We start from the raw sequence: 23,460 nt of genomic DNA, 5'->3' as shown, positions 1-23,460 counted from the left end.
TCAGCTCTTCTCCTGTCTTATGACAGGGAAGCCGGATCGATCACTGTGCACGGGTTTTTCCCGTCCGCCAATCCCGGAATTCGGTCCCTTCCTTTCGGAGGGTCTCAATCGCTGTCGGCAGGCGGTGGCCTGATGCCTGAAAATTGCCGAGCCGTGGTCTTCTGAGTCTTAAGAGGGGCAGAGATTGTCGAGAAGTCGGTAGCCAATGCCGGGCTCCGTCCGAATGGACAGGGAAAGCCCGGCTTCCTTGAGTTTCCGGCGGATGTGGCTGAGATAGACGCGGAGATATTGGGATTGCTCGGTTTGTCCTGGTCCCCAGACTTCTTCGAGCAGTTGCCGGTGAGTGATGACTTTTCCGGCATGGCGCGCAAGGATTCGCAGGAGCGCGTATTCCGTGGCGGTCAGCTCCACCTCCCTGTCCCGCACATGGACGAGACGGCGCACGAAATCGATGCGAAGCGGCCCGTTTTCGAAAATGGGCTCCTCCTCTCCATGTTTGCGGCGCAGGAGCACCCGCAGACGGGCAAGGAGCTCGTTTGTGTCGAAGGGTTTCGTCACGTAGTCGTCAGCCCCTTCGTCGAGGGCTGCCACTTTGTCCTCCGGATCCTGCCTGGCCGAAAGAATGAGCACGGGAACCTCGCTCCATTCCCGCAGCCGGCGGAGCACGTCGATACCGGGAAGCTCGGGAAGCCCGAGGTCGAGGATGACGGCGTCGGGCCGGTTGCTTGCGGCGAGGGCCAGTCCTTCCCTGCCATCCGTGGCCTCGTCCACGCGGTAGTCGGCGGACTCACAGGCGATGCGGAGCAGGCGGCGGATTTGCGGTTCGTCGTCCACGACAAGCACGCGACAGGGTTTCATGGTTGAGATGGGGGAAGGATGATCGTGAAGGTGCTGCCGGACGCGCCATCGGAGCGCGAGCCGGCGTGGAGGGAGCCACCGAGGGCACTGACGAATCCCCGCGCCAGGGCGAGGCCCATCCCCAGACCGCCTGGACGCGCTTCCGGGCCGCGGACGAACTTTTCAAACACCGCCTCGCGTCGTTCCTCGGGAATTCCCGGGCCGTGGTCGGAGATGCGAATGTGGATATTGGTGTCGAGCTGCCTCGCGTCGACCTCGACGGGCGTTCCGTCCGGCGTGTGCTGGGCGGCGTTGCGGATGAGATTGCGGATGGCGTCTTCCAGCAGGCCGGGATCCACGTGCAGGGTGGCCGCGTCGGGGGCGACCTCGACGGCAAACACCCGCTCCGGGGCGTCGGGCCGCACCGAGACAATGGCTTCGTCGATGATGTCTTCGAGATCGCACCATTCCCACCGGGGTTGCACGGAGCCGGATTCGAGCCGCGTCAGGCTCAGCAGGTTCGACACGACCCGCTCGAGGCGGCGGGTGGCGCTCGCGATCTCGCCGAGGAGATTGTCCTCGTCGCGCACGGAGCCGGCGAGGCGCTCCGCCGAGGCGGCGATGACCGCGAGCGGCGTGCGAAGTTCGTGAGAGACGCTGTCGAGGAGAGTCTTTTGCAGCTGGCGCGAGCGTTCCTCGACCTCGGAGCGGGCCGCTTCCTGCTGAAGCTGCAACCGTTCGACGACCATGGCGAGTTGCGAGCAGAACGTTTCCAGCATCTGGCGTTCTTCGAGGCCCAGCGAGCGATTCGACGGAAGAAATGCCGCAAGCACGCCCAGCACGCCGCGCGGAGTGCGGATCGGCAGATAGAATCCCGCCGACTGGGGCAGGGTATTCGTGGTGCGGCCGGCGGCTTCTCCGTGGGAAAACGCCCACTCGGCGACGGCGCGTTCCCGTTCGTTGATCGCGATGCCCGCCGTCGGATAAGTCACGAGCGGAGTATCGCCTTCCTTGAGAAGGACGGCGAACTCCGCGGGAAAAATTTCCCGCAATCGGGCGGCGGCGGATTCGAGGGTCTCCGTGAATCCTGCCTTCTCCGTGAGTGACCGGGTGAATTGATAGAGCGCGAGAGTCTGCTGTTCGCGGCGACGCTCGGCGCGTTCCCGCTGGCGCAACCGGGCATGAAGCTGGCCGATGACGAGGGCGACCACGAAATACAGCCCGAAGAGCACCGTGTCGTGCGCGCCGCTGATCCGGAAGGTCATGGTCGGCGGGATGAAAAGAAAGTTCCAGGTGAAAGCCGTCATCGCCGCGACGCACAGGATGGCGGCCCGTGAAAGCACGGTCGCACTGACGAGCACCGTGAGCAGGTAGAGGAGGCCGACGGTCGAATAGCCAATGGCAGGCTGGAGAAGCATGCCCAGCACCGTCGTCCCTGTGACCACGAGAGCGCCGAGACCGAGTTCCCGAAGGAAGTGAGGACGGCCGATGGCCGAGAAATCCGGCTTCCAAGGGTGGGCCGTTTTATCCGCCCGCACCACGGTGATGTCGATGTCGCCGCTGTCGCGAATGAGTTTGCTCACGAGCGAGCCGCCCGAGAGCCATTCGAGCACGGGATGAACCAGCGGCTTTCCGACGATGATCTGCGTGACATTGTTCTCGCGGGCAACGCGCAGGAGAGCTTCGGCGATGCTCGCTCCGGTGGTGAGGACCACCTCGGCGCCGAGACTGCGAGCCAGCGCGAGGTTGTTTTCGAGGCGGGGCTGGGCGACGGGGTCCGCAGTCCTGCCCGTGTCCACCGAGACGGCGATCCAGGTGCCGTGGACGGCAGCGGCGGCGCGGCGCGCCAGGCGGATGAGGCGTCCGGAAAACGGGCTGCCGCCGATCGCCACGAGGAAGCGTTCCCGCGAGCGCCACGGACCGCTGATCCGCCGCGAGCGCATGAAATCCCGGAGTTCGCGGTCGGCCTTCTCGGCGGTGATGCGGAGGGCGATCTCGCGCAGGGCCTTGAGGTTGCCCTCTCGAAAAAAATTCGAGGAAGCGGCGGCGGCGCGGTCTCCGAAATAGACCTTGCCCTCGTCGAGCCGCTTGCGGAGCTGATCGGGAGTCAGGTCGACGAGTTCGATCTCGTCGGCGCGATCGATGAGGGAATCCGGCACCGTCTCGTGAACGGGCGCGCCGGTGATCTGCCGCACGACATCCCGCTGGCTTTCGATGTGCTGGATGTTGAGCGTGGTGTAAACGTCGATGCCGGCTTGCAGCAGCTCCACCACGTCCTGCCAGCGCTTGGGATGGCGGCTGCCGGCGGCGTTGCTGTGCGCCAGTTCGTCCACAAGGGCGAGTTGGGGCTTGCGGGCCAGAATGGCGTCGAGATCCATTTCTTCCAGCGAGACATCGCGGTGGACGAATTTCTTGCGCGGTATCCGGAACATGCCTGCCGCGACGGCGGTCGTTTCCACGCGTCCGTGGGTTTCGATGATGCCGATCACGACATCCCCGCCCTCCTCCAGCCGGGACTGGCCGGCGAGAAGCATGGCGAAGGTTTTGCCGACGCCGGGGCACATCCCGAGGAAAATTTTCAACCGCCCTTCTCCGATGGCTGGCGGCGCGATTTCCGCAAGCAAGGCATCGGGGTCGGGACGGTTTTCGGTTGCCATCAGTTTGCTGATGAAATCTCAGCGAACCCGGTCCGGATTGCCAGCAGATGCGGAGTCCAGAGCGAGGTTCAGCGCCAGGACGTTGACCCGCGCCTGTCCGAGGAAGCCCAACTGCGGCGGCTGGGTGTGGTCGGCGACAAGTTTCTGAACGATTTCCATCGGCAGACCGCGGGCTCCCGCGACGCGGGCGGCCTGAAAACGGGCGGCTTCCGGAGAAATGTCCGGGTCGAGGCCGCTGCCGGAGGCGGTGAGCAGGTCGGAGGGGGCGTTCGCGCCGAGCGTCGCGCGGCGTTCGGTGATCGCGTCGAGATTCCTTTTGCTCGTGTAGCCCTGGTTGCTCGCGCCTGAGGCGACGGTGGCGTAGTCGGCCGCTGACGGGCGCGGCGCGAAGTATCCCGGGGCCGTGAACTTTTGCGCGAGCAGCGTGGAGCCGACAATGGTGTCCCCGGATTTTACGAGGCTGCCATTCGCCTGGGCGGGAAATGCGAGCTGGCCGATGGCGGTAATCGCGAGGGGATAGGCGACGCTCGTGATGAGCGTGAGGACGATGATGGCTCGGAGCGAGGCGAGGATTTCTTTGAACATGGGATGGATCAGGCGAGGTGGAGGGCGACGAGGAAAAGGTCGATGAGCTTGATGCCGAGGAAGGGGGCGATGACGCCCCCGAGGCCGTAGACGAGCGCATTGCGCGCGAGCACCTGCACGGCGCCGACGGCGCGATACTTCACGCCTCTCAGCGCCAGGGGGATGAGGGCGACGATGATGAGCGCGTTGAAGATGACGGCGCTCAGGATCGCGCTCTGCGGGGAGTGCAGGCCCATGACGTTGAATTGGGCAAGCGGACCGGCGGCAGCGCCGGTGGCGTAGAGCGTGGCGAACATCGCGGGGAGGATGGCGAAGTATTTCGCCACGTCGTTCGCGATGCTGAACGTGGTGAGGGCGCCGCGGGTCATGAGAAGCTGTTTCCCGATCTCGACGACCTCGATGAGCTTGGTGGGGTTGCTGTCGAGATCGACCATGTTGCCGGCTTCGCGGGCGGCCTGCGTGCCGGTGTTCATGGCGACGCCGACGTCGGCCTGGGCCAGGGCGGGCGCGTCGTTGGTGCCATCGCCGGTCATGGCGACAAGGTGGCCGCCCTTTTGCTCCTCGCGGATGCGGGCCAGCTTTTGCTCGGGCGTGGCCTCGGCCATGAAATCGTCCACGCCTGCCTCGGCGGCGATGGCGGCGGCCGTGACGGGGTTATCCCCGGTAATCATGACGGTGCGGATGCCCATTTTGCGGAGCTGGGCGAAGCGTTCCTTGATGCCGCCTTTGACGATGTCCTTGAGCTGCACGACGCCGAGCACGCGGTTGTTCTCCGCGACAAGCAAAGGGGTGCCGCCATTCCTGGCGACGTTCTCGGCGATTCGCTCGACTGGCTCGGGCACGGCGACGCCCTGGGCCCGCACCCATTTGAGGATTGCGTCGGCAGCGCCCTTGCGAATGGAACGGGCGGGCGACGCGAAATCCACGCCGCTCATGCGGGTCTGCGCGGTGAAGGGGACAAACGTGGCGTGGTGCGAGGTCGCCTCGACGGCGCGGAGTCGATGCTGCTCTTTCGCGAGCACGACGATGGAGCGGCCTTCGGGGGTCTCGTCGGTCAGCGAGGCGAGTTGCGCGGCCTCGGCGAGATGGATTTCCTCCACGCCGGGGGCGGGCAGGAAGGCGACGGCCTGTCGGTTGCCGAGCGTGATGGTGCCGGTCTTGTCGAGAAGGAGCACGTCGATGTCGCCGGCGGCCTCGACGGCGCGGCCGCTGGTGGCGATCACGTTGCGGCGGATCATGCGGTCGATGCCGCTGATGCCGATGGCGCTGAGCAGCGCGCCGATGGTGGTCGGGATGAGGCAGACGACGAGGGAGACGAGCACGGCGGGCGAGAGGTTCACGGTGCCGGCGGGCTGGCCGGCGGCGGACTCGCTGTATCTCACGAAGGCCGGCAGCGTGAAGACCACGAGCAGGAAGAGCGCGGTAACCGCGACGAGCAGGATGCCGAGGGCGATCTCGTTCGGCGTGCGCTGGCGGCGGGCTCCCTCGACCATGGAGATCATGCGATCGATGAATCCGCCGCCCGGCTCGGCGCTGATCTTTATCACGATGCGGTCGCTCAGGACGCGCGTGCCGCCGGTGACGGCGCAGTGGTCGCCGCCGCTTTCGCGGATGACGGGCGCAGACTCACCGGTGATGGCGGATTCGTCCACGCTGGCGACGCCTTCGATCACATCGCCGTCTGCGGGAATGATGTCGCCCGCTTCACAGACGACGCGGTCGCCTTTGCGAAGCTCGGTGGCGTTGACGAGGGTTTCCCGGTCGCCGTCGAGCCGGCGGGCGTTCGTCCTGGTGCGGGTTTTTTTCAGGGATTCTGCCTGGGCCTTGCCGCGTCCTTCCGCCACGGCTTCGGCGAAGTTGGAAAAGAAGACGGTGAACCAGAGCCAGACGACGATCTGGATGTTGAACGAGTCGAGATCGCGGAAGAGTCCGATGGTCGTCCAGAGCGCGCCAAGGAAGACGACGAACATCACCGGATTTTTGATCTGCTCGCGGGGGTTGAATTTCAGGAACGCGTCGCGCAATGCGCCGACGAGGAGATTACGGTTGAAGGTCATGGTGTGAGGAATCGATGAAGTGTCAGAACGTGCGGCCCTGGAGCATGAGGACGTGCTCGATGCCCGGCCCGAGCGCGAGCGCGGGCAGATGCGTGAGCGCGCCGACGATCAGAATCGAGCCGAGCAGCAGGAGGACGAAGGCCGCGCCCGTGGTGGGGAAGGTGCCGCCGGAAAACGGCATGGTTTTCTTCGCGGCCACGGAGCCGGCGATGGCCAGCACCGGAATCAGGCAAATGAAGCGCCCGATGAACATGCAGAGGCCGAGCGCGTAGTTGTAGAACGGCGTGTCCACGGTGAGGCCGGCAAAGGCGCTGCCGTTGTTTCCCGATGCGGAACTGAAGGCGTAGAGGATTTCGCTGAGGCCGTGCGGTCCGTTGTTGGCCAGACTCGCCAGAGCGGCCGGGTAAAGGCAGGCGATGGCCGCGCCGATCAGAATGAGCGCGCTGGGGACGATGAGAACGAGAATCGCCAGCCGCATCTCGCGGGCTTCGATCTTTTTGCCGAGGTATTCGGGGGTGCGACCCACCATCAGCCCCGCGATGAAGACGGTGAGCAGGACATACATCAGCATTCCGTAGAGGCCACAGCCGACGCCGCCGAAAACGATCTCGCCGAGCATGATGTTGAACATCGCCACTCCCCCCGCGAGCGGGGAGAGGCTGTCGATCATCGCGTTGACGGAGCCGTTCGAGGCGCAGGTCGTCGCCGTGGCCCAGAGCACGCTGTTCATCACGCCGAAACGCTGCTCCTTGCCCTCCATGTTCTGGGCAAGTTGCGTGACGGGATTGGTCTGCGCCTCGGCCCACCAGCTCAGCGCAAAGCCGCCAAAGAAGAGGACAAGCATGGCAATGAACAACACCCAGCCCTGCCGCCGATCTCCGACCAGCACGCCGAACGTGTAGGTCAGCGCCGCCGGGAGCAGGAGGATCGCCAGCATTTGCAGAAAGTTGCTGAGCGGCGTGGGATTCTCGAAGGGATGGGCGCTGTTTACGCCGAAGAATCCGCCGCCGTTCGTGCCGAGCTGCTTGATGGCGATTTGCGAGGCGACGGGGCCCTGAGGGATGACCTGCCCCGCTCCCTCGACGGTTTTTGCCGTCACGTAGCCGGAAAAGTTCTGCACCACGCCCTGGCTCACAAGCACGACTGCGAGGAGCATGCAGAGCGGCAGCAGAATGTAGAGCGTCGAGCGCACGAGGTCGGCCCAGAAGTTGCCGAGCGTGGTCGTGGATTGCCGGGAGAAGCCCCGCGCCACGGCGACAAATGCGGCGAAGCCCGTGGCCGCGCTGACGAAGTTCTGGAAGTTCAGCCCGATCAACTGGCTGAAGTCACTCAGCGCGGCCTCGCCCGAGTAAGCCTGCCAGTTCGTATTCGTCATGAAGCTGACGGCCGTGTTGAACGCGAGGGGGAACTTCATGCCCGGCACGCCTTGCGGATTGAGCGGAAGCGTGCCCTGGCCGAGCAGGATCGCCAGCAGCACAAGGAACCCGAGAATGTTGAAGGCCATGAGGGCGCTCGCATAGCCGCGCCACGTCATTTCGCGCGCGGGATCGACGCCAATGAGTCGATACGTGAGCCGCTCGACCGGACTCAGCACGGGATGAAGAAACGTGCGTTCGCCTTTGAGCACCCGCGCCATGAAGGCGCCCAGGGGCGGAGTGAGAAGAACGAGCGCCGCGACATAGGCGGCGACCTGGAGCCAATCGGTAGGATTCATCACCACGCATCGTGCGGCCGGTGCGTCTCTCCGCCTAATTAAGAGGGGCTCCGAAAACGTTAAATTTTCATTAAAATGGGGAAGGGACTCGAATTGGTCGACCGGGAGGGCTTCCGATATGTTCGGCGGAGGCTCGAGAGTCTTCGCAAATTGACCCGGACTTCCGCCGCGGCTACAGATCTTCGAATCCGCCCGTCCCCATGACCCCAAGACTCCTCCTTGCGCCCGTTCTCCTCTCCGTGTTGACCCTCACGACCGCCGGAGCGGCGGCGCCGACCGGGAGCGGGAAACTGCCGGCCAATGACTTTGGCAACGCGCTGATCCCTGACCTGCTGGCCGATCCCAGCGTGGTCGAGTTCGACGGGGTGTTCTACTGCTACGCGACCACCGACGGGGAGGGGAAGCACCTGTCGACCTCGGGTCTGCCGGTCGTGTGGAGATCCACCGATTTCCTGAATTGGAGTTTCGAGGGCTCGATCTTTCCGCCCGGCTTCACGGCGAAGTATTGGGCGCCGGCCAGCGTGATCCGCCGCGCCGGCACCTACTACCTCTACCCCACGCTCGACGGGAAGCTCACCGTGGCGACCTCCAAATCTCCCGAAGGCCCCTTCCTGCACCCCGAGACGCACGAGCCCGGCTGGAAGCCGATCACGCCCAAGGTCGCCGGCAGCATCGACGCGGAGGTCCTCATCGACGACGACGGCCAGGGCTACATGGTCTGGCAGCGTCGCGGCTTCGGGAAGATGCGCCCTGACCTGCTCGACCTCGAGCCGGAGGGCCAGATCGTTCTCCCCGCCAAGCAGCCTGCCTACGCCGAGGGGCAGTATCTCTTCAAGCGCAAGGGCATTTATTACTTCCTCTACACCCAGGGCGGCGGCGAAAACTACCGATATGCTTACATGATGAGCCGCACGGGGATCAAAGGCCCCTGGATCGCTCCCGAGCACGACCTCATTGCAGTCTCCGACGAAGAGAAAAAAATCTACGGCCCGGGGCACGGCTGCTTCTTCAACCCCAAGGGCACGGACCAGTGGTATTTCGTCTATCTGGAATACGGGCGCGGCAGCACGAACCGCGCGATCTACGCCGATAAGATGAACTTCAATGCCGATGGCACCATCCAGCCCATCACGCTCACGAAAGAGGGCGTCGGCGCGATTCGGTCGACGTCCCATCCGCTGCCCAATCGCGCGCTCACGGCGACCGTCACCGCCTCGTCCGTCCGCCCCGAGCTCAAGGTCCGCTGCGAGGACAAATCGCACGAGCGCACGGAGTCCTTCGTTCCGGGATTCGCGACCGACGGCAGCAATGGCAGCCGCTGGATGGCCGGGCCGAACGACAAGACCCCGTGGCTCCAGGTCGATCTCGGCGCACCTCGCGACATCCTCGGCACCGAGGCGTATTTCGTGCAGCCCACGCACGGCCACGCCTTCAAGATCGAGTCCTCGCTCGACGGCAAGACCTGGCAGCCCTACGTCGAGCACGCCGACATCCGCATCCAGTCGCCGCATCAGGACAAGAAGCCCCTTCGCACTCGCTATCTGCGCCTGACGATCCTCCAGGGCACCCCCGGCCTCTGGGAATTCCGCGTATATTAACGAACTCGCCGATCCCCCGCCCCCCCATCACGATGCCGACGCCACGCCTCTTTCCGAACCCGGGCTTCCGTCGACCCGAGTCCCCTCATTCCGAACGGCAGCAGCGCCCGTGAAGCGGTAACCCCAGATTCATCCCCCGTAAGCTAAACATCATCATGCGGAAACTCCCCCCCACGAGCCTGCTCGCACTGGGCTGCTGCCTCGCCATCGCCTCGGCGCAGCCCGGGCCGCTGAACCTCCCGCCCATCGCCGACGGCCCATTCAAGCCCGATTGGAAATCGCTCACGCGCTACGAGACGCCGGAGTGGTTTCGCGACGCGAAGTTCGGCATCTGGGCGCATTGGGGGCCGCAGTGCGAGCCGGAGGACGGCGACTGGTATGCGCGGAACATGTATATGCAGGGTTCCCGGCAATACAAATCCCACCTCGCGAAATACGGACATCCCTCGACCCACGGCTTCAAGGACGTCATTCACGAATGGAAGGCGGAGCATTTCGACCCCGACAAGCTCCTGAAATTCTACAAGGAAAACGGCGCGAAATATTTCATGGCGCTGGCCAACCACCACGACAACCTCGACCTCTACGACTCGAAGTATCAGCCGTGGAACTCGGTCAACGTCGGACCGAAAAGGGATCTGATCGGCGAATGGGCGAAGGCGACCCGTGCCAACGGCCTGCGGTTTGCCGTGAGCGTCCACGCCGCCCGTGCCTGGACATGGTATGAAGTGGCGCAGGGCGCGGACAAGGACGGGCCGCTCGCGGGCGTGCCCTACGACGGCAAACTCACGAAGGCCGACGGCAAGGGCAAATGGTGGGAGGGCCTCGATCCGCAGGACCTCTACGAGCAGAACCACCGCCCCGGCCGGGCGCTGCACCACAACTTCGACGCCGCGCGCGGAACGAGCATGCCCGACAGCGCGTATCTCGAGAAATTCTTCAAGCGAACCAAGCAGCTCTGGGACGACTATCACCCCGATCAACTCTACTACGACGACCGCGTCCTTCCGTTCTACGACATCGCTCCAGAGGTGCCGCTGAAGCTCGCCGCCCATTTCTACAACACGCGGCTCGACAAGGACGGTCGCACCGAGGCGGTGATGAACGGCAAGCATCTCGACGAGATGCAGCGCCGGACCATGGTTTACGACATCGAGCGCGGCAAGGCGGACGGCATTCTGCCGCAACCCTGGCAGACCGACACCTGCATCGGCGGGTGGCACTACAGCCGCAGCCTCTACGAAAACAAGGGCTACAAATCCGCCGCGTCGATCGTGCGGATGCTCGCCGATATCGTCAGCAAGAACGGCAACCTCATGTTGAGCGTGCCGCTCCAGGGCGACGGCCAGCCCGACGAGCAGGAGATCGCCATCGTCGAGGAGATCGGCGCGTGGCTGAAGGTGAACGGCGAGGCGATCTATGCGACCCGCCCGTGGAAAATTTATGGCGAAGGCCCTTCGACGGAATCTTCCGAGAAAGGGCATGCCGAAGGCCAGGCCGATGTCTCGAAGAAGCCGTTCACCCCAGCCGACATCCGCTTCACGCAATCGAAGGACGGCGCGACGCTCTACGCCATCGTGCTCGAAATTCCGAAGGACGGGAAAGTGCTTGTCAAATCTCTGGCCGCGGGCTCGCCGCACGCGCCGGGCAGGATCGACGCCGTCCGGCTCGTGGGCGGCGGTGATTTGGAATTCACGCGCGACGAAGCCGGCCTGCACGTCTCGCTGCCCGAAAAGTTCGATGGCAGAACCGCGTTCGCGCTCGCAATCCGCCCCGGCCCGGTCGCCCAGAATGGCGCTCCCTCCTCTGGCTTGCGCCAGATCGCCGGCGCCGAAGGATGAACCTCCTTTTCCGCGCCTGCCGCACCGCCGTCATCCTGTTCGGCCTCGCCGTCGGCCTGGGGCGGCCGGCTTGCGCCCAGGCGGACGAGTCGTCGGGCGAGGGGAGCCGGCCCGCGGGCCTGCACTATGCCGGAGCAGCGGCCGAACTGGCCGTGTATCCCTGCACGCCCCATAGCCTGCGCATCGTCATCGCCCCGAATGCGGGCGACCTTCCCGCCGCCCTGCCGGTCTCTCCCGTTTTCGTCCCTCGTGCCTGGCCTCCGGCGGCCCTTCGTTGGAGCGGCGGGCCAGGATCTTCCGACCAAGAAAAACGCGTGGGCGATTTTACCGTCCGCATCCAGGCCCACCCGCTCACCCTTACAATTTCCGACGCGAAGGGCCGGCCCGTGCAAACGCTGCGCTTCGACGACACCACGGGCTTCGGCTTTCACACCGGAAAGCGGCCGATTCTCGGACTCGGCGAAGGCGGCGCGCAGTTCGACCGCAACGGAAAAAAATTTCCCTACTTCAACGGCCAGCACACGCCGGATCGCCCCACCATGGGCGCCCGCATCGCCGTGCCCTACCTCCTCGGCACCGAGGGCTGGGCGCTGCTCGTCGTTTCGTCCCCGGGCGATTTCGATCTCGCGAACGGACAAGGCAGATTCCGCCCCGTCCCCGACTCCTCCGCCGACCTCGATCTCATTGTCGCCGATGCCCGCGATCCGCAGGCCTGGTTCGCCGAACTCGCCGAACTCATCGGCCGGCCGGTCCTGCCTCCCAAGTGGGCGCTCGGCTACATGCAGTCGCACCGCACGCTGGAATCCGCCGCGCAGATCCTGGCGGAGGCCGACACCTTTCGCCAAAAAAAGCTGCCCTGCGACGCGCTGATCTTTCTCGGCACCGGCTTCTGCCCGGTCGGCTGGAACACCGGTCACGACTCCCTGGAGTTCAACCCGAAGGTTTTTGAACGTCCACCCGAGGACGTGCTCGCCGACCTGCATCGCCGGAATTTCCATTTCGTCGTGCACGTCACCCCTCCGCTGGTCGCGCCCCTGAAAGACGCCAAGGGCAAAACCATCCGACTGCCCTGGGACGGCGACCGTCTGCACGGCACCTTTCAAGATGCGTCGGACACCTCGGCCACGGCCGACCCGACCCACATCGTGGCCTATTGGCAGCGTCACCGTCCGGCCTTCGCCGCGGGCATCGACGGCTGGTGGCCGGACGAAGGCGACTGGTTCGACATCGAGTCCCGTTTCGCTCGCGCCCGCATGTATTACGAAGGCCCGCTCGCGGATCGTCCCGATCGCCGCCCGTGGAATCTCCAGCGCAACGGATACCTCGGCGTCGCCCGCTACGGCGGCTGGATCTGGTCGGGCGACGTCGAGTCGCGCTGGCGCGCCCTTGCCGCCCAGGTGCCGGTCGGCATCAACCACTCGCTGAGCGTCTCGCCGTATTGGGGAACCGATACCGGAGGCTTCCACCCCACGCCCGAATTCACCGGCGAACTCTTCGTGCGCTGGTTCCAGTTCTCCGCCTTCTGCCCCTCGTTCCGCTCGCATGGCCGCGCCTGGCAACTGCGCCTGCCGTGGGGTTGGAGCACGGAAAACCCCGGCCCGCTCGAAGGCGCCCGACCGCCGCCTCCCGGCGAACTGCCGAACGCGCAGGTCGAGCCGATCTGCCGCCAATACCTCGAGCTGCGCTACCGCCTGCTGCCCTACACCTACGCCCTCGCGCGCCAGGTCCGCGACACCGGCCTGCCGCTCATGCGCGCGCTCTGGCTGCACTATCCCGATGACGCGACGGCCGCCGCCCGCGGCGACGAATACCTCTGGGGCCGCGACCTGCTCGTCTCTCCCGTCGTGGAGCGCGGAGCGACCGAGCGCCGTGTGTATCTGCCGGCCGGCATTTGGTATGACTGGTGGACCGGCGAACGCATCGAGGGCGGTCGCGAGATCGTTCGTCCCGTCGATCTCGCTACGCTCCCGCTCTACGTCCGCGCCGGCGCGATCATCCCGCTCGATCCCCTCCGCCAATACGCGATGGAGCCGGTGTCCGAGCCCACCACGCTCCGCCTCTACCCGGGCGCCGACGGGGAGTTCTTCCTCTACGAAGATCAGGGCGACACCAACGATTACCTCGAGGGCGCCTCCGCAACGATTCCTCTCCGTTGGGATGAAAAGGCGCGCAGCCTCACCCTCGGTCCGCGCCGCGGCTCCTACCCGGGCATGCCCGCCAGGCGTCTCTTCCGCGTCGTCTGGATGAAGCCTGGACCCGCCGAAGGCCTCCAGTCCACCGAGGTCCGCTTCGACGGCTCCGAAATCACCCTACACGCACCTCAACGATGAAACGTTTTCTTGAACCGTGCCGTAGAGTCAGATCCTCGATCTCGCCGGCATTCGCCGCCCTCGCCATGACGGCCTGCGCCTGTGCGGCTCCCGCGAGCGTCACCGTGCAGGCGGACAAGCCGGCGCACCCGGTGTCGCCGATGCTGTGGGGCGTCTTCTTCGAGGACATCAATCTCGCGGCGGACGGCGGCCTTTATCCCGAGTTGGTTCGCAATCGCTCGTTCGAGGGTGAGGACGCGCTGCGCAACTGGACGTTCACCAGTGCGAAGAAGGATGCGGCAGCGCCCGCGCTCGATGATTCCAAGCCGCTGAACGCGTTCAACCGACAGAGCCTCCGCGTCTGCCCGGGCGCCGGACTCACGCTGGAAAATCCCGGCTACTGGGGCATGAACTTCGTTGCCGGCGATAAATATCGCTTCCAAATTGCCGTGCGCGGCGAGAAGGGCTTCCACGGGAAATTGCGCGTCGAGTTGTGCGCCGCGAATGGCGACGTGCTCGCGTCCGGCGTGCTCGAGCTCGCGGCCAAAGTCCCGGCGAACCCGCCGAAGCTCTCGAACCACGACGACGGCTGGAGGTCGTATTCCCTCGAGCTCGTGCCGGCGAAGTCCGATCCCCGGGGAAAATTGAAGCTCGCGCTCTCCGGCGAAGGCGTCGCGTTTCTCGACATGATCTCGCTGATGCCGGAGCGGACCTGGAAGGGGCACGGACTGCGCGGCGATCTCGCGGAAGCGATCGACGCACTGAAGCCGGCGTTCCTGCGCTTCCCCGGCGGTTGCTTTGTCGAAGGCGATGTCCTTGCGAATTCCTACAACTGGAAACACACGATCGGCGACGTCGCCTCGCGCAGGCCGCAGCACAACCTCTGGGATTATCTCTCCACGAACGGCCTCGGCTATCACGAGTATCTCCAGCTCGCGGAGGACCTCGGTGCGGAGCCCGTGTTTTGCGTGAACGTCGGCATGTCGCATCGCGAGTCCGTGCCGCTCGACCGCATGGGCGCGTGGGTGCAGGATGCGCTCGACGCCATCGAATACGCCAACGGCTCCGTGGATTCCGTGTGGGGATCGCTGCGCGCGAAGAATGGCCATCCGGCGCCTTTCAACCTCCGCTACATCGAGGTCGGCAACGAGAATGGCGGCCCCGACTACGCCGCGCGCTGGCCGCTCTTCGCGAAGGCGATCAAGGCGAAATACCCCGACATCATCCTCATCGCGAACTTCTGGATGGATGCCTATCCGAAGGACCCCGCGCCGGAGATCGTGGACGAGCATTACTACGACACGCCCGAGGGGCTCATGCGCCGAGCGACGCAATACGACAACTACGACCGCAAGGGGCCGAAGATTTTTGTGGGCGAATACGCCGTCACCAAGCGCGCCGGCTACGGCAATCTCCGCGGGGCGGTGGGCGAGGCGGCTTTCATGACCGGCCTCGAGCGCAATTCCGACGTCGTGGTGATGGCCGCCTACGCGCCGCTGTTCACGAACGTCCATCACCGCTCCTGGAGCCCCGACCTCATCAATTTCGACAACGCCGGCTGGTATGGCTTGCCGAGCTACTTCGTGCAGCAGATGTTCAGCCGGAACACCGGCGACGTGACGCTGCCGATCGAGGTGAAGAGCGCCGAGCTGCCGTCGGGAGTGTCCACGGGCGGAATCGGCGTTGGCACCTGGAACACGAGCGCGGAGTTCAGGGACATCACGGTCACCGCGCCGGATGGAAAGGTGCTGTTTGCCTCGGACTTCGCCAAACACGGGCTCGCAGGATGGAAGTTCGCCGGCCCGGGCGAGTGGAGCGTGAAGGACGGCGTGCTCCGCCAGACGGCCGAGAAGCAAAACGCGCGCGCGTTCATCGGCGATCCGTCGTGGAAGGATTACACCGTCGCGATGAAGGCGCGGAAAATCTCCGGCCTCGAGGGTTTCATGCTGCTGTTTCACATCAATCACGAGACGGACCGCATCGGCTGGAATCTCGGGGGCTGGGACAACAAATACTTCGCCCTGAGACTCGACGACGCAGACACGCGCAAGGACGGTTCGATCGATGCCGGCCGCTGGTATGATGTGAAGGTGGAGACGCGGGACGGCCGCGTCCGCTGCTGGCTCGACGGAAAGCTCGTCCACGACTTCCAGCCGCCGCACCTCACCGCGCGGACGATTTACGCGAGCGCCACGCGCGACACCGCTGCCGGCGAGATCATCCTCAAGGTCGTCAACGCCGCCGCCAAGCCAGTTGAGACCGAGATCAGCCTCGAGGGAATTTCGAAGATCCCCGGCAACGCGCGCGCCATCGTGCTGACCTCCGCGAATCCGACGGACGAAAATTCGCTGGCCGAGCCACGCAAAGTCCACCCGCGCACCGAGGAGCTGACCCTCGCCGGCCCGAAATTCACGCGCAGTTTCCCCGGCAATTCCGTGACGGTGCTGCGCATTGCGACCCTGAGATAGAACGCAGGGAGGGCGAAGCTCCCGCTGAGTCCACTTGATTCCCGGCTCGGCGGGAGCCTCGCCCTCCCGGGAACGAAGGTCGCGAGACAAAAACGTGGGACGCCAGCAGCGAGATCTCCCTCCCCGGGATGGGGATTTCTCGTGCCGGCGTCCCCGGAAAAACGAAGGAGCGCCGCGGGTTGGACGCGGCGCTCCTGGTGAGTGACCCTGCCACCGCGCCTTGGCGAGGCGCGGCGGAGTCGGCTGCGGTTACTGGGTGAGGCCGAACCTCCACTGCTGATTGTCGGCTCCGCTGTAAGGCCACTGGATGATGCCCGCTCCGTCGGCGGTGCTTCCGCTGGCGACGTCCATGGCTTTGGCGCTGTTCACGTTCAGAAGCTGGAAGGCTCCGTCGCCCGAAGGAGCAACCGTCCATTTTTGGCAGTTGTTATTGTTCGAGGTCATGACCTGCACGACGGCGCCATTGCTGGTGGATGCGCCCGTGACTTCGAGCAACTTGCTACTGGCGACACCCACGGCTTTGTATTGGCCATTGCCCAGGTAGGTGAGGGTCCATTTCTGGTCATCGCCGCCGTTCCAGCCCCACTGGGTGGCATCGGTGCCGTCGGCGGTGCCGCCATTGACGAGGTCGAGGACCTTGGTGCTCTTGCGGCTGACGATGCGGTAGATGCCATCGGGGATGGTTTGTCCGCTGTCGCTCCACAGGCCGAGTTCGGCGATTGCCGTGCCAGTGGCCCCATTGTTGGCGGTGACGTTGATCCGGTAGTAGCGGTAGGCGGTGGTGTTGCCGATGTTATACGTGTTCTGCGACATGACGACCAGGAAGGACTGGCCGCTCTGCGTGTCCAGCGTCGTCCAGGTGGAGCCGTCCTGGGAGCCTTGGAACTGCCAGTCTTTCGGGTCGCGCGTGGCCACGTCAGCGCTGTTGATGGTGTAACGTTTGACGACCTGTGCGTTGCTGGCGCCGAAATCATACTGGAGCCAGCCCGTCGGCGAATTGTAGCCATACCACTTGGAGCCTGGGTTGCCGTCGAAGGCCTTGGCGGAGCCTTCCGTGGAGGAGCCCTGGTTGAAACTGGCCGTCGAGGTGCCACTGAAGGCGATGTTCACCATCGGCGAGGTCATTCGAGCGCTGTAGTGCTGGGGCGAATTGCCACTGGTGCCGGCGGAGTTTTTCGCGCGGACGACATAGTAGTAGGTCGTGCCGGCGGCCGCCGTCGTGTCCACGTAGCTCGTGCCGGAGAGGTTGCTGGCAAGGGCGGTGTAGCCGGAGCCCGAGGTGGTCGAGCGGAGCAGGTCGTAGGACGTGGCGCCAAAGGAGGCCAGCCAGCGCACGGTAATGGCTTTGATGGAGCCGTTGGCGATCACGCCCTTCGGGGTGGGCGGAATTGTCACCGGGCCGCCGCTTCCACCGGTGAAGGCCACGTTGTCAAAGGTGGCCGTAACGGGCGTGGCATTCCCGCTGCTGATGTGCAGGCCGATATAGAGGGTGGACGGGAGATTGCCGTAATAGGAGCAGGTCTGCGGCGACCAGCTGGCGCCGTCCCCCGAAACGAAGGTGGTAATCTGCTTGCCCCGGCGTTCGATCTTGAACCAGTAGGGCAGTGCCTGGGCAGGGGACCACTGGTGCGAATGGGTGTCGTAGCTCCCGTTTTCGGTAAAGCCCCGCACGTGGGATTCCATCAGATTGGTGGCCGCGGGCACGACGCCGACCCAGGCGCGCTGCGAAATGGTGTTGATAAGGTTGTCGCGGATCATCAGGCCCGCCTTGCCGTTATTGGAGCCGGAATAGGTGAACGAGTTCACCCTGGCCACCATGGCGCAGTCGCCGGTCATCGTGGCGTAGGCGAACTGGCAGTCATCAGCCGTATTCTGCCAGACTCCGTTCCCGAGTCCGGTCATCGTCCAGGTGCCATTCGAATACGAGAGGCTGCGGCCCGAGGTCTGGCTGCCGAGGGTGGTCAGGGTCAGGCCGCTCGAGGCCGGCGAAACCGCCGGGAAGGTGACCGGTGACAACGCGGGGGCGGTGGTGTGGTCGGCCGTCCTGGCACTCATCCAGTTGCTATTATTAACGGGCTGATCCTGGAGTTTGCGGTCGATCCAGGGAGTGGGCAGGTTCTTGCGGTGTCTGTAGGCGTTTTGGAGGATGTAAAAGGCGCCGCGATCGGCGACGTAGGGTCCGGCCGCATTGTTCATCCACTGCCAATCGATGGTGCCGAAAGGAACGTAGGGATTGTCGGTGGTGTAGGTGTTGCGGGAGTAGTATTCGCCGCAGGCCAGCAGCCGGTTGTCCAATTCCGAGAAGAGGTCGACGCCTTGTTTATAGGCGACCTCGGCCACGAAGGCCAGGGCGTTGAGGGAACCGAAGGCGTGGCCCCCGTCGCGGCCCGTCTCGCCCAACTGGCCGGTGGGCAGGGTATCCATCAGGCCGGAGCCGTAGTAGGTGCGGTAAAGATTGACGACATGGTCGAACTTCGCGGTGTCGTCGCAGAAAACGGCGATGGCGATGCCGGCCTCCTTGGCGATGTCGCCTTTGTTGCAGGGACCGGTGACGTTCAAGTTCGACTGGCAATTCGGCCAGAAGACGTTCGCGAAGTAGTTTTGGACCGCGGCCGTGTCCGCGGCCGTCCATCCGGGCCAGGTGCCGCGCAGGATGCTCGCGCCGCCGCCCCAGGCGTAAGCGGCGTCACCAAGGGCGAGGCCGGCTTCGTTGCCATTGAAGGTGGTGTTGGTGGTCGCCCACGCGATGAGGATGTCGCGGGCCTTTTTGGCATAGTCCTCGTTGCCGGTGAAATACCACATCCGCGCGAGGTTATACACGGCGTTCATGGAATTCCCCCATGCGGTGAGGTTGGCGTCGTAGGATCCCTTCCGACTGACCTGCGCGTAGGGGCCGTCCATTTGCCAGTTGAGCTGGGCAGTGCTCGTGGCCGCGAGCGCGGCGTAGCCGGACTTCCACGGCTCCTGATTGAGGCTGGCCTTGATGAAAGCCAGGTCCTCGGCGGTTTGCGGAATACAAGGGTGCGTATAGGCACGCGCGGGGGAAGCCATTGCGCCGAAAAGCGCAACGGCCGTGAATACAACAAGTTTTTTCATGTGTTTGGGGGTGGCGAAGAACAATGCACCCGGCTCGCGGCACAAGAGGGCCGCAAAGGGGATTTCTGTCTTCGGGGATGGGGGGAGAAAGACCTGACTTTGACGACTGGTGTCAGACGCAACGCACCGGCTTTCGGGAGGCTGCAGTAAGGGCCAGATTTCGGAAGTTGTCACGCCACACGTTTGTCGCATGCGCCCCTTGGGAGAAAGCGGAATTTCACCAAATCCCGCGGGATGCTTCCTCTGTCCCCTGTTTTTCCGCATCGCAGCGTGGCAACGCGGCTGTCGTGAACGGAATCTCAGATCGCGATGGATCAAAGCAGGAGGGAAATGCGAGGGAGCATCGACTTTCTCCGGCAGGTGTTGCGCCGGGGGTTTGGATCAACCTCATTGACGACACGCCGGGGGGCAGATAAGGGAGGTGATCGTTGGCATCATCCCTTGTGGATCAAAAGATCAATGCGCAGAGCGGAATGTTCTAGTGACAATCATGCGACTTTTATGCGTCTAGCAAAGACGCGGGAAAGCTCCTAATTAATGACGCGCTTTCATCGGCCCCTTTCCTCCGACAAGATTCATTAACCCCTCATCATCAATCCAAATATGTCTTCAAAACACTTCCGTCGTTCAGCTCGCCACTTGACGGGTGGCCTCGCTGCCTCCTTCGCGGGGCTGGCGCTCCTTACACCAATCGCACGCGCTGCGGATGCGACGTGGAATGTCGACGCAGCCGACTCTTGGGCGACAGACGCGGCTTGGAATCCGGCAGCGGCACCTGGCTCAACCAGTTCGACGACCAGCACCGATACGGCGACATTTGGATCGGTCATTACCGCCGCGCGCACTGTGACGGTCGATGCGAATCGCAATGTTTCCGGAATCAATTTCTCCGGCAATAGTTTTGCCTACACGCTGAGTGGCGGCAACCTGCTTTTGAGCGCGGGCGGAACGATCCAGACCAGCGGCGCGGGCAGCAACACTTTCGTCGATAACGTCAACTCGGCGATCACCTTGCAGGGTGACTACGCCTTTACGGCGGGTTCCACGAACACGAATCACACTTTGAGCATTGGCACGACGGTGACCAGCGCTGTGGTGGGGGGCACTACAACCCTGACGCTCAATGGTGCGAATACCGGCGTTGCCGGCACAAATACCGTCACAAATGTGATCACCGGTATTATCAGCAATGGCACGAGCACTGTCGCGATTTCCAAGTCGGGCGCTGGGAAATGGGCCTTGAGCGGTGCCAACACCTACAGCGGCGGCACGACGGTCACTGCGGGCATTCTGGAAGTTCGAAACAACAACGCTCTCGGAACGGGCGCGGTCACGCTGAATGGCGGCACCTTGCAAGGCGCTGGTGGGGCGAATGTCTCGATCGCGAATAATATCGTGGCGCAAACCGGCACCACTTCAACTCTAACTACCAATGGTCGAGATCTTACGATCGCTGGCAATATCACCGGGAGTGGCAACATCAATCGAAGCGCGCCACCAACCGCCACTACCGTATTTCTTAGTGGAAATAACAGCGGCTATACTGGCACGTTCACGCAGGCGAATAATGGGAATGCCGTCGTTCGTTTCGGCAATGCGAACGGAGGCAGCGCTGCCGCCAGTTGGGTCTTTCAAAACACGACTGCAGGCAGAACCACGCTGGATTATGCCGGCTCCGCCACGATTTCGTTCGGCTCGATGACCGGAAATGGGCACATCCAAGCAAACATCGCCGGAACCAAGACGATCTCGGCGGGTGCGTTGGGCTCGAATGACACCTTCTCGGGCATCCTTGCCGCGAACACCTTTACTCCCACCGCATTGTTGGCCCTGACCAAGGTCGGCAGTGGCACTTTGACGCTCTCCGGCGCCAATACCTACACCGCCGGCACGCTGGTTAGTGGTGGCACGCTCGCCACTTCGGGCACGGGCACGCTCGGCACGGGTAATGTGACCTTGGATGGAACAAGTCCGGTGGTTTTGACTCTTGGAAGCGCTGTGTCCTTTGGAGATTCCGCGACACTTACCTTCGCGGGGAATTCGACCATCAACATGAATTTCACCGGAAGCGATGTGCTGGGTAGTGTTACCAACGGATCGCTGACTCTCACCCCGGGATCTTACACGGCCGCTCAGCTCAATACCTTCTTTGGTGGCTCCAACTTCGTGGATGCAGGCGCTCTGGGTGGAACACTTACGGTGGTTCCTGAGCCGCATCAGTTCGCGCTCGCGATCGTGGGGCTGCTCGGTGTGATGGTCTTCATGCGCCGCCGCAACCAGCAAGCCTAGTTTCGTAAAAAAAACAATTTGTATTTTCTGCGGCCCTCATTTAATATATGAGGGCCGCTTCTTTTCCCCCAGAAGTCCCCCACATCCCCCCATTATGTCTGAAGCCCTTTCGTTTCATCGGGCCTTCCTGCGTTCCAAGTTGGTCGCAGGTGGCGTTTTCTCGGTTGGTCTCGCTCTAGGTGTGCTTTCAAGTGCACGTGCGGCCAATCTTTCCTGGGATCAAACCGGTGGCGGCGGGCTTGGCGGCACCGGCACTTGGGATACGACCACGACAAACTGGTGGAATGGCGCCAGCAATGTGGCATGGAGCGACACGACGGGCGCGACGGATATCGCCACCTTCGCCGGCACGGCGGGCACGGTGACGCTTGGGGCGAATCTGGGGGCGTTGGGTTTGGTTTTCAATACGACGGGCTACACGCTTGCTCTTGGGGCCAACACATTGTCACTAGGCACGAGTGGTATTGATGCCAGCACCCTGACGACCGGCACGACGACCATCAGCGGAGGGGGTGGACTGACTCTGGGAGGCGCCCAATCATGGACGGTGGGCACGGGATCGACGCTTGCCGTTTCCAGCATCGTCGGCGGTTCCGGTCCGCTCGCGAAGGCCGGGGCTGGCACGCTGACGTTGAGCGGTGTGAACACTTACTCCGGCGGCACAACAATCAATGGGGGCATTTTGACTGCTGCGAATGGCGCCGCGTTGGGAACCGGCTCGGTGACCATGCAGGGGGGGACTCTGAGAGTTGCAACAGCAGACACGATCGCCAACAATATCGTCGCCACCAGCTCTGGTGGGACGATCACGGTGGGCACAGGGGCTAACATCACCTTGACCGGCACCCTGAGTGGCTCGGGCAATTTGACGCTTGGCGGCTCTGGAACCAATAACAACTCAGTCCAGATTCAATTCGCCGCCAATAACATGACCGGCGGCACGATCACTTTGGGAAGCGGCCTTGGAACTCCGCGAATCAAAAACACGGCGTCGACAAGCTCAGCGGTGAATTGGGTCTTCCAAAACGGCAGCACGGAGGTTGGGGGCACCTACAATTTTGGTTCTTTCGGCGGAACCGGAAACTTCAACGCGTTTAACGGTAATTCCAGCACTACTACGTTGTATTCGATTGGCGGCGCGAATGACGCTACCTACTCCGGTGTCCTGAGCGCGAACGGCACGGGCCAGGTTCTTTCCATTCTCAAGGTCGGAACTAATTCCCAAACCTTCTCCGGGGCCAACTCTTTCGCTGGCGCTACCAGCACCGTCACGGTTCGGGACGGCTCTTTGATCGCGGGCAGGAATGCCTTGGCGAGCGCCAACGGCGCGTTCGGCAATTCCTCGTCGGCCATTGTGCTGGGCGATGCCACCACCATCAGCAGCGGGACGGCGATGAATCCGAAGCTGTTGACCGGCGGTGCGTTCACCATTGGTCGTGCGATCACGGTGGGTGTCGACAACAGCGCTCTCGGCAATGCGGGCACGACATTTACCATCGGCGGCAATACGGCCAATATCTCCACCTTCAGTGGCGTGACGACCCTGAACCAGGGTCTGACGGTGACCCAGGTCACTGGAGGCACGCTGAACTTGACGGGCAACATCACTTCCGGCTCCAGCGGCACGCAGACGCTTACCTTCAACAATGCCGGCTCCATTGCTCAATCCACGGGCGTGATTGGCGACGGCACGGGGACGATTGCCGTCACCAAGTCCGGTGGAGGCACGGCGACACTCTCCGGGACCAACACTTACACCGGAGCGACCACCATCAATGGGGGGACGCTGGCTCTCAGCGGATCGGGCTCGATCAACAACAGCAGCGGTATCACGATCAACGGCAGCGGCGCGAAACTCCTGCAGACGAGTTCGGTGGCGAGCACGCCTGCGATCACGCTGACCCAGGGCACGGTGGATGGCACGGGCACGCTCGGCGCGGTGACTGTTGCGAATCTTGCCGGCAACGCGGTTCAGAACGGCAATGGCGGCACTTCGACATTGACCCTCG

12 protein-coding genes are annotated in these 23,460 nt (G+C 63.7%); 6 read left to right on the top strand and 6 right to left on the bottom strand.

The annotated features are described in order from the left end of the window. Positions 1 to 168 precede the first annotated feature (168 nt). Genes VIM61_10420 through kdpA form a run of 5 tightly spaced genes read right to left on the bottom strand, consistent with a single transcriptional unit; the run spans position 169 to position 7,850 of the window. Positions 169 to 858, bottom strand: a complete 690-nt coding sequence (locus tag VIM61_10420; GenBank protein ID HEY8900813.1) for a response regulator transcription factor — start codon at positions 856 to 858, stop codon at positions 169 to 171. Further along, positions 855 to 3,494 carry a sensor histidine kinase KdpD gene (locus tag VIM61_10415; protein ID HEY8900812.1) on the bottom strand — a complete coding sequence of 880 codons (2,640 nt, stop codon included), beginning with the start codon at positions 3,492 to 3,494 and terminating at the stop codon, positions 855 to 857. The genes VIM61_10420 and VIM61_10415 overlap by 4 nt, the downstream gene beginning before the upstream one ends. Before the next feature lie 18 nt (positions 3,495 to 3,512). After that, complete coding sequence (gene kdpC, locus VIM61_10410) at positions 3,513 to 4,079, bottom strand: potassium-transporting ATPase subunit KdpC (GenBank protein HEY8900811.1); 567 nt, start codon at positions 4,077 to 4,079, stop codon at positions 3,513 to 3,515. 8 nt (positions 4,080 to 4,087) lie between these two features. After that, entirely contained in the window at positions 4,088 to 6,136 is a 2,049-nt protein-coding gene (gene kdpB, locus VIM61_10405; GenBank protein ID HEY8900810.1) for a potassium-transporting ATPase subunit KdpB, read from the bottom strand. A gap of 22 nt (positions 6,137 to 6,158) precedes the next feature. Beyond that, the gene (gene kdpA / locus VIM61_10400; GenBank protein ID HEY8900809.1) at positions 6,159 to 7,850 is read right to left on the bottom strand and encodes a potassium-transporting ATPase subunit KdpA; all 1,692 of its coding nucleotides are present in this window, start codon (positions 7,848 to 7,850) and stop codon (positions 6,159 to 6,161) included. A 200-nt stretch (positions 7,851 to 8,050) separates the two neighbouring features. Between kdpA and VIM61_10395 the strand changes: the two genes are divergently transcribed. The 4 genes from VIM61_10395 to VIM61_10380 all read left to right on the top strand — a co-directional run bounded on the left by VIM61_10395 (position 8,051) and on the right by VIM61_10380 (position 16,066). Continuing rightward, positions 8,051 to 9,448 carry a family 43 glycosylhydrolase gene (locus VIM61_10395; protein HEY8900808.1) on the top strand — a complete coding sequence of 466 codons (1,398 nt, stop codon included), beginning with the start codon at positions 8,051 to 8,053 and terminating at the stop codon, positions 9,446 to 9,448. A 155-nt stretch (positions 9,449 to 9,603) separates the two neighbouring features. Then, positions 9,604 to 11,289 (top strand): alpha-L-fucosidase, encoded by a 1,686-nt coding sequence (locus VIM61_10390; protein ID HEY8900807.1) that lies wholly within the window; start codon positions 9,604 to 9,606, stop codon positions 11,287 to 11,289. Further along, entirely contained in the window at positions 11,286 to 13,619 is a 2,334-nt protein-coding gene (locus tag VIM61_10385; protein HEY8900806.1) for a TIM-barrel domain-containing protein, read from the top strand. Before VIM61_10390 ends, VIM61_10385 begins: the two co-directional genes overlap by 4 nt. Continuing rightward, on the top strand, positions 13,616 to 16,066 hold the full coding sequence (locus tag VIM61_10380) for an alpha-L-arabinofuranosidase C-terminal domain-containing protein (GenBank protein HEY8900805.1): 2,451 nt from the start codon (positions 13,616 to 13,618) through the stop codon (positions 16,064 to 16,066). Before VIM61_10385 ends, VIM61_10380 begins: the two co-directional genes overlap by 4 nt. A gap of 249 nt (positions 16,067 to 16,315) precedes the next feature. Here VIM61_10380 and VIM61_10375 read toward each other — a convergent pair whose 3' ends face one another. Beyond that, positions 16,316 to 19,162, bottom strand: a complete 2,847-nt coding sequence (locus VIM61_10375) for an RICIN domain-containing protein (protein HEY8900804.1) — start codon at positions 19,160 to 19,162, stop codon at positions 16,316 to 16,318. Between the two features lie 603 nt (positions 19,163 to 19,765). Here VIM61_10375 and VIM61_10370 point away from each other — a divergent pair. Both VIM61_10370 and VIM61_10365 read left to right on the top strand, forming a co-directional pair. Continuing rightward, positions 19,766 to 21,451, top strand: a complete 1,686-nt coding sequence (locus VIM61_10370) for an autotransporter-associated beta strand repeat-containing protein (protein HEY8900803.1) — start codon at positions 19,766 to 19,768, stop codon at positions 21,449 to 21,451. Positions 21,452 to 21,545: 94 nt separating this feature from the next. Beyond that, the coding region (locus VIM61_10365) for an autotransporter-associated beta strand repeat-containing protein (GenBank protein HEY8900802.1) at positions 21,546 to 23,460 on the top strand (1,915 nt) is incomplete at its 3' end.

The sequence above is a fragment of the Chthoniobacterales bacterium genome (assembly GCA_036569045.1).
Taxonomy (GTDB): domain Bacteria; phylum Verrucomicrobiota; class Verrucomicrobiia; order Chthoniobacterales; family JAATET01; genus JAATET01.
The sequence above is the reverse complement of the archived record's forward strand: the minus strand, read 5'-3'. Positions and strand labels throughout refer to the sequence as shown.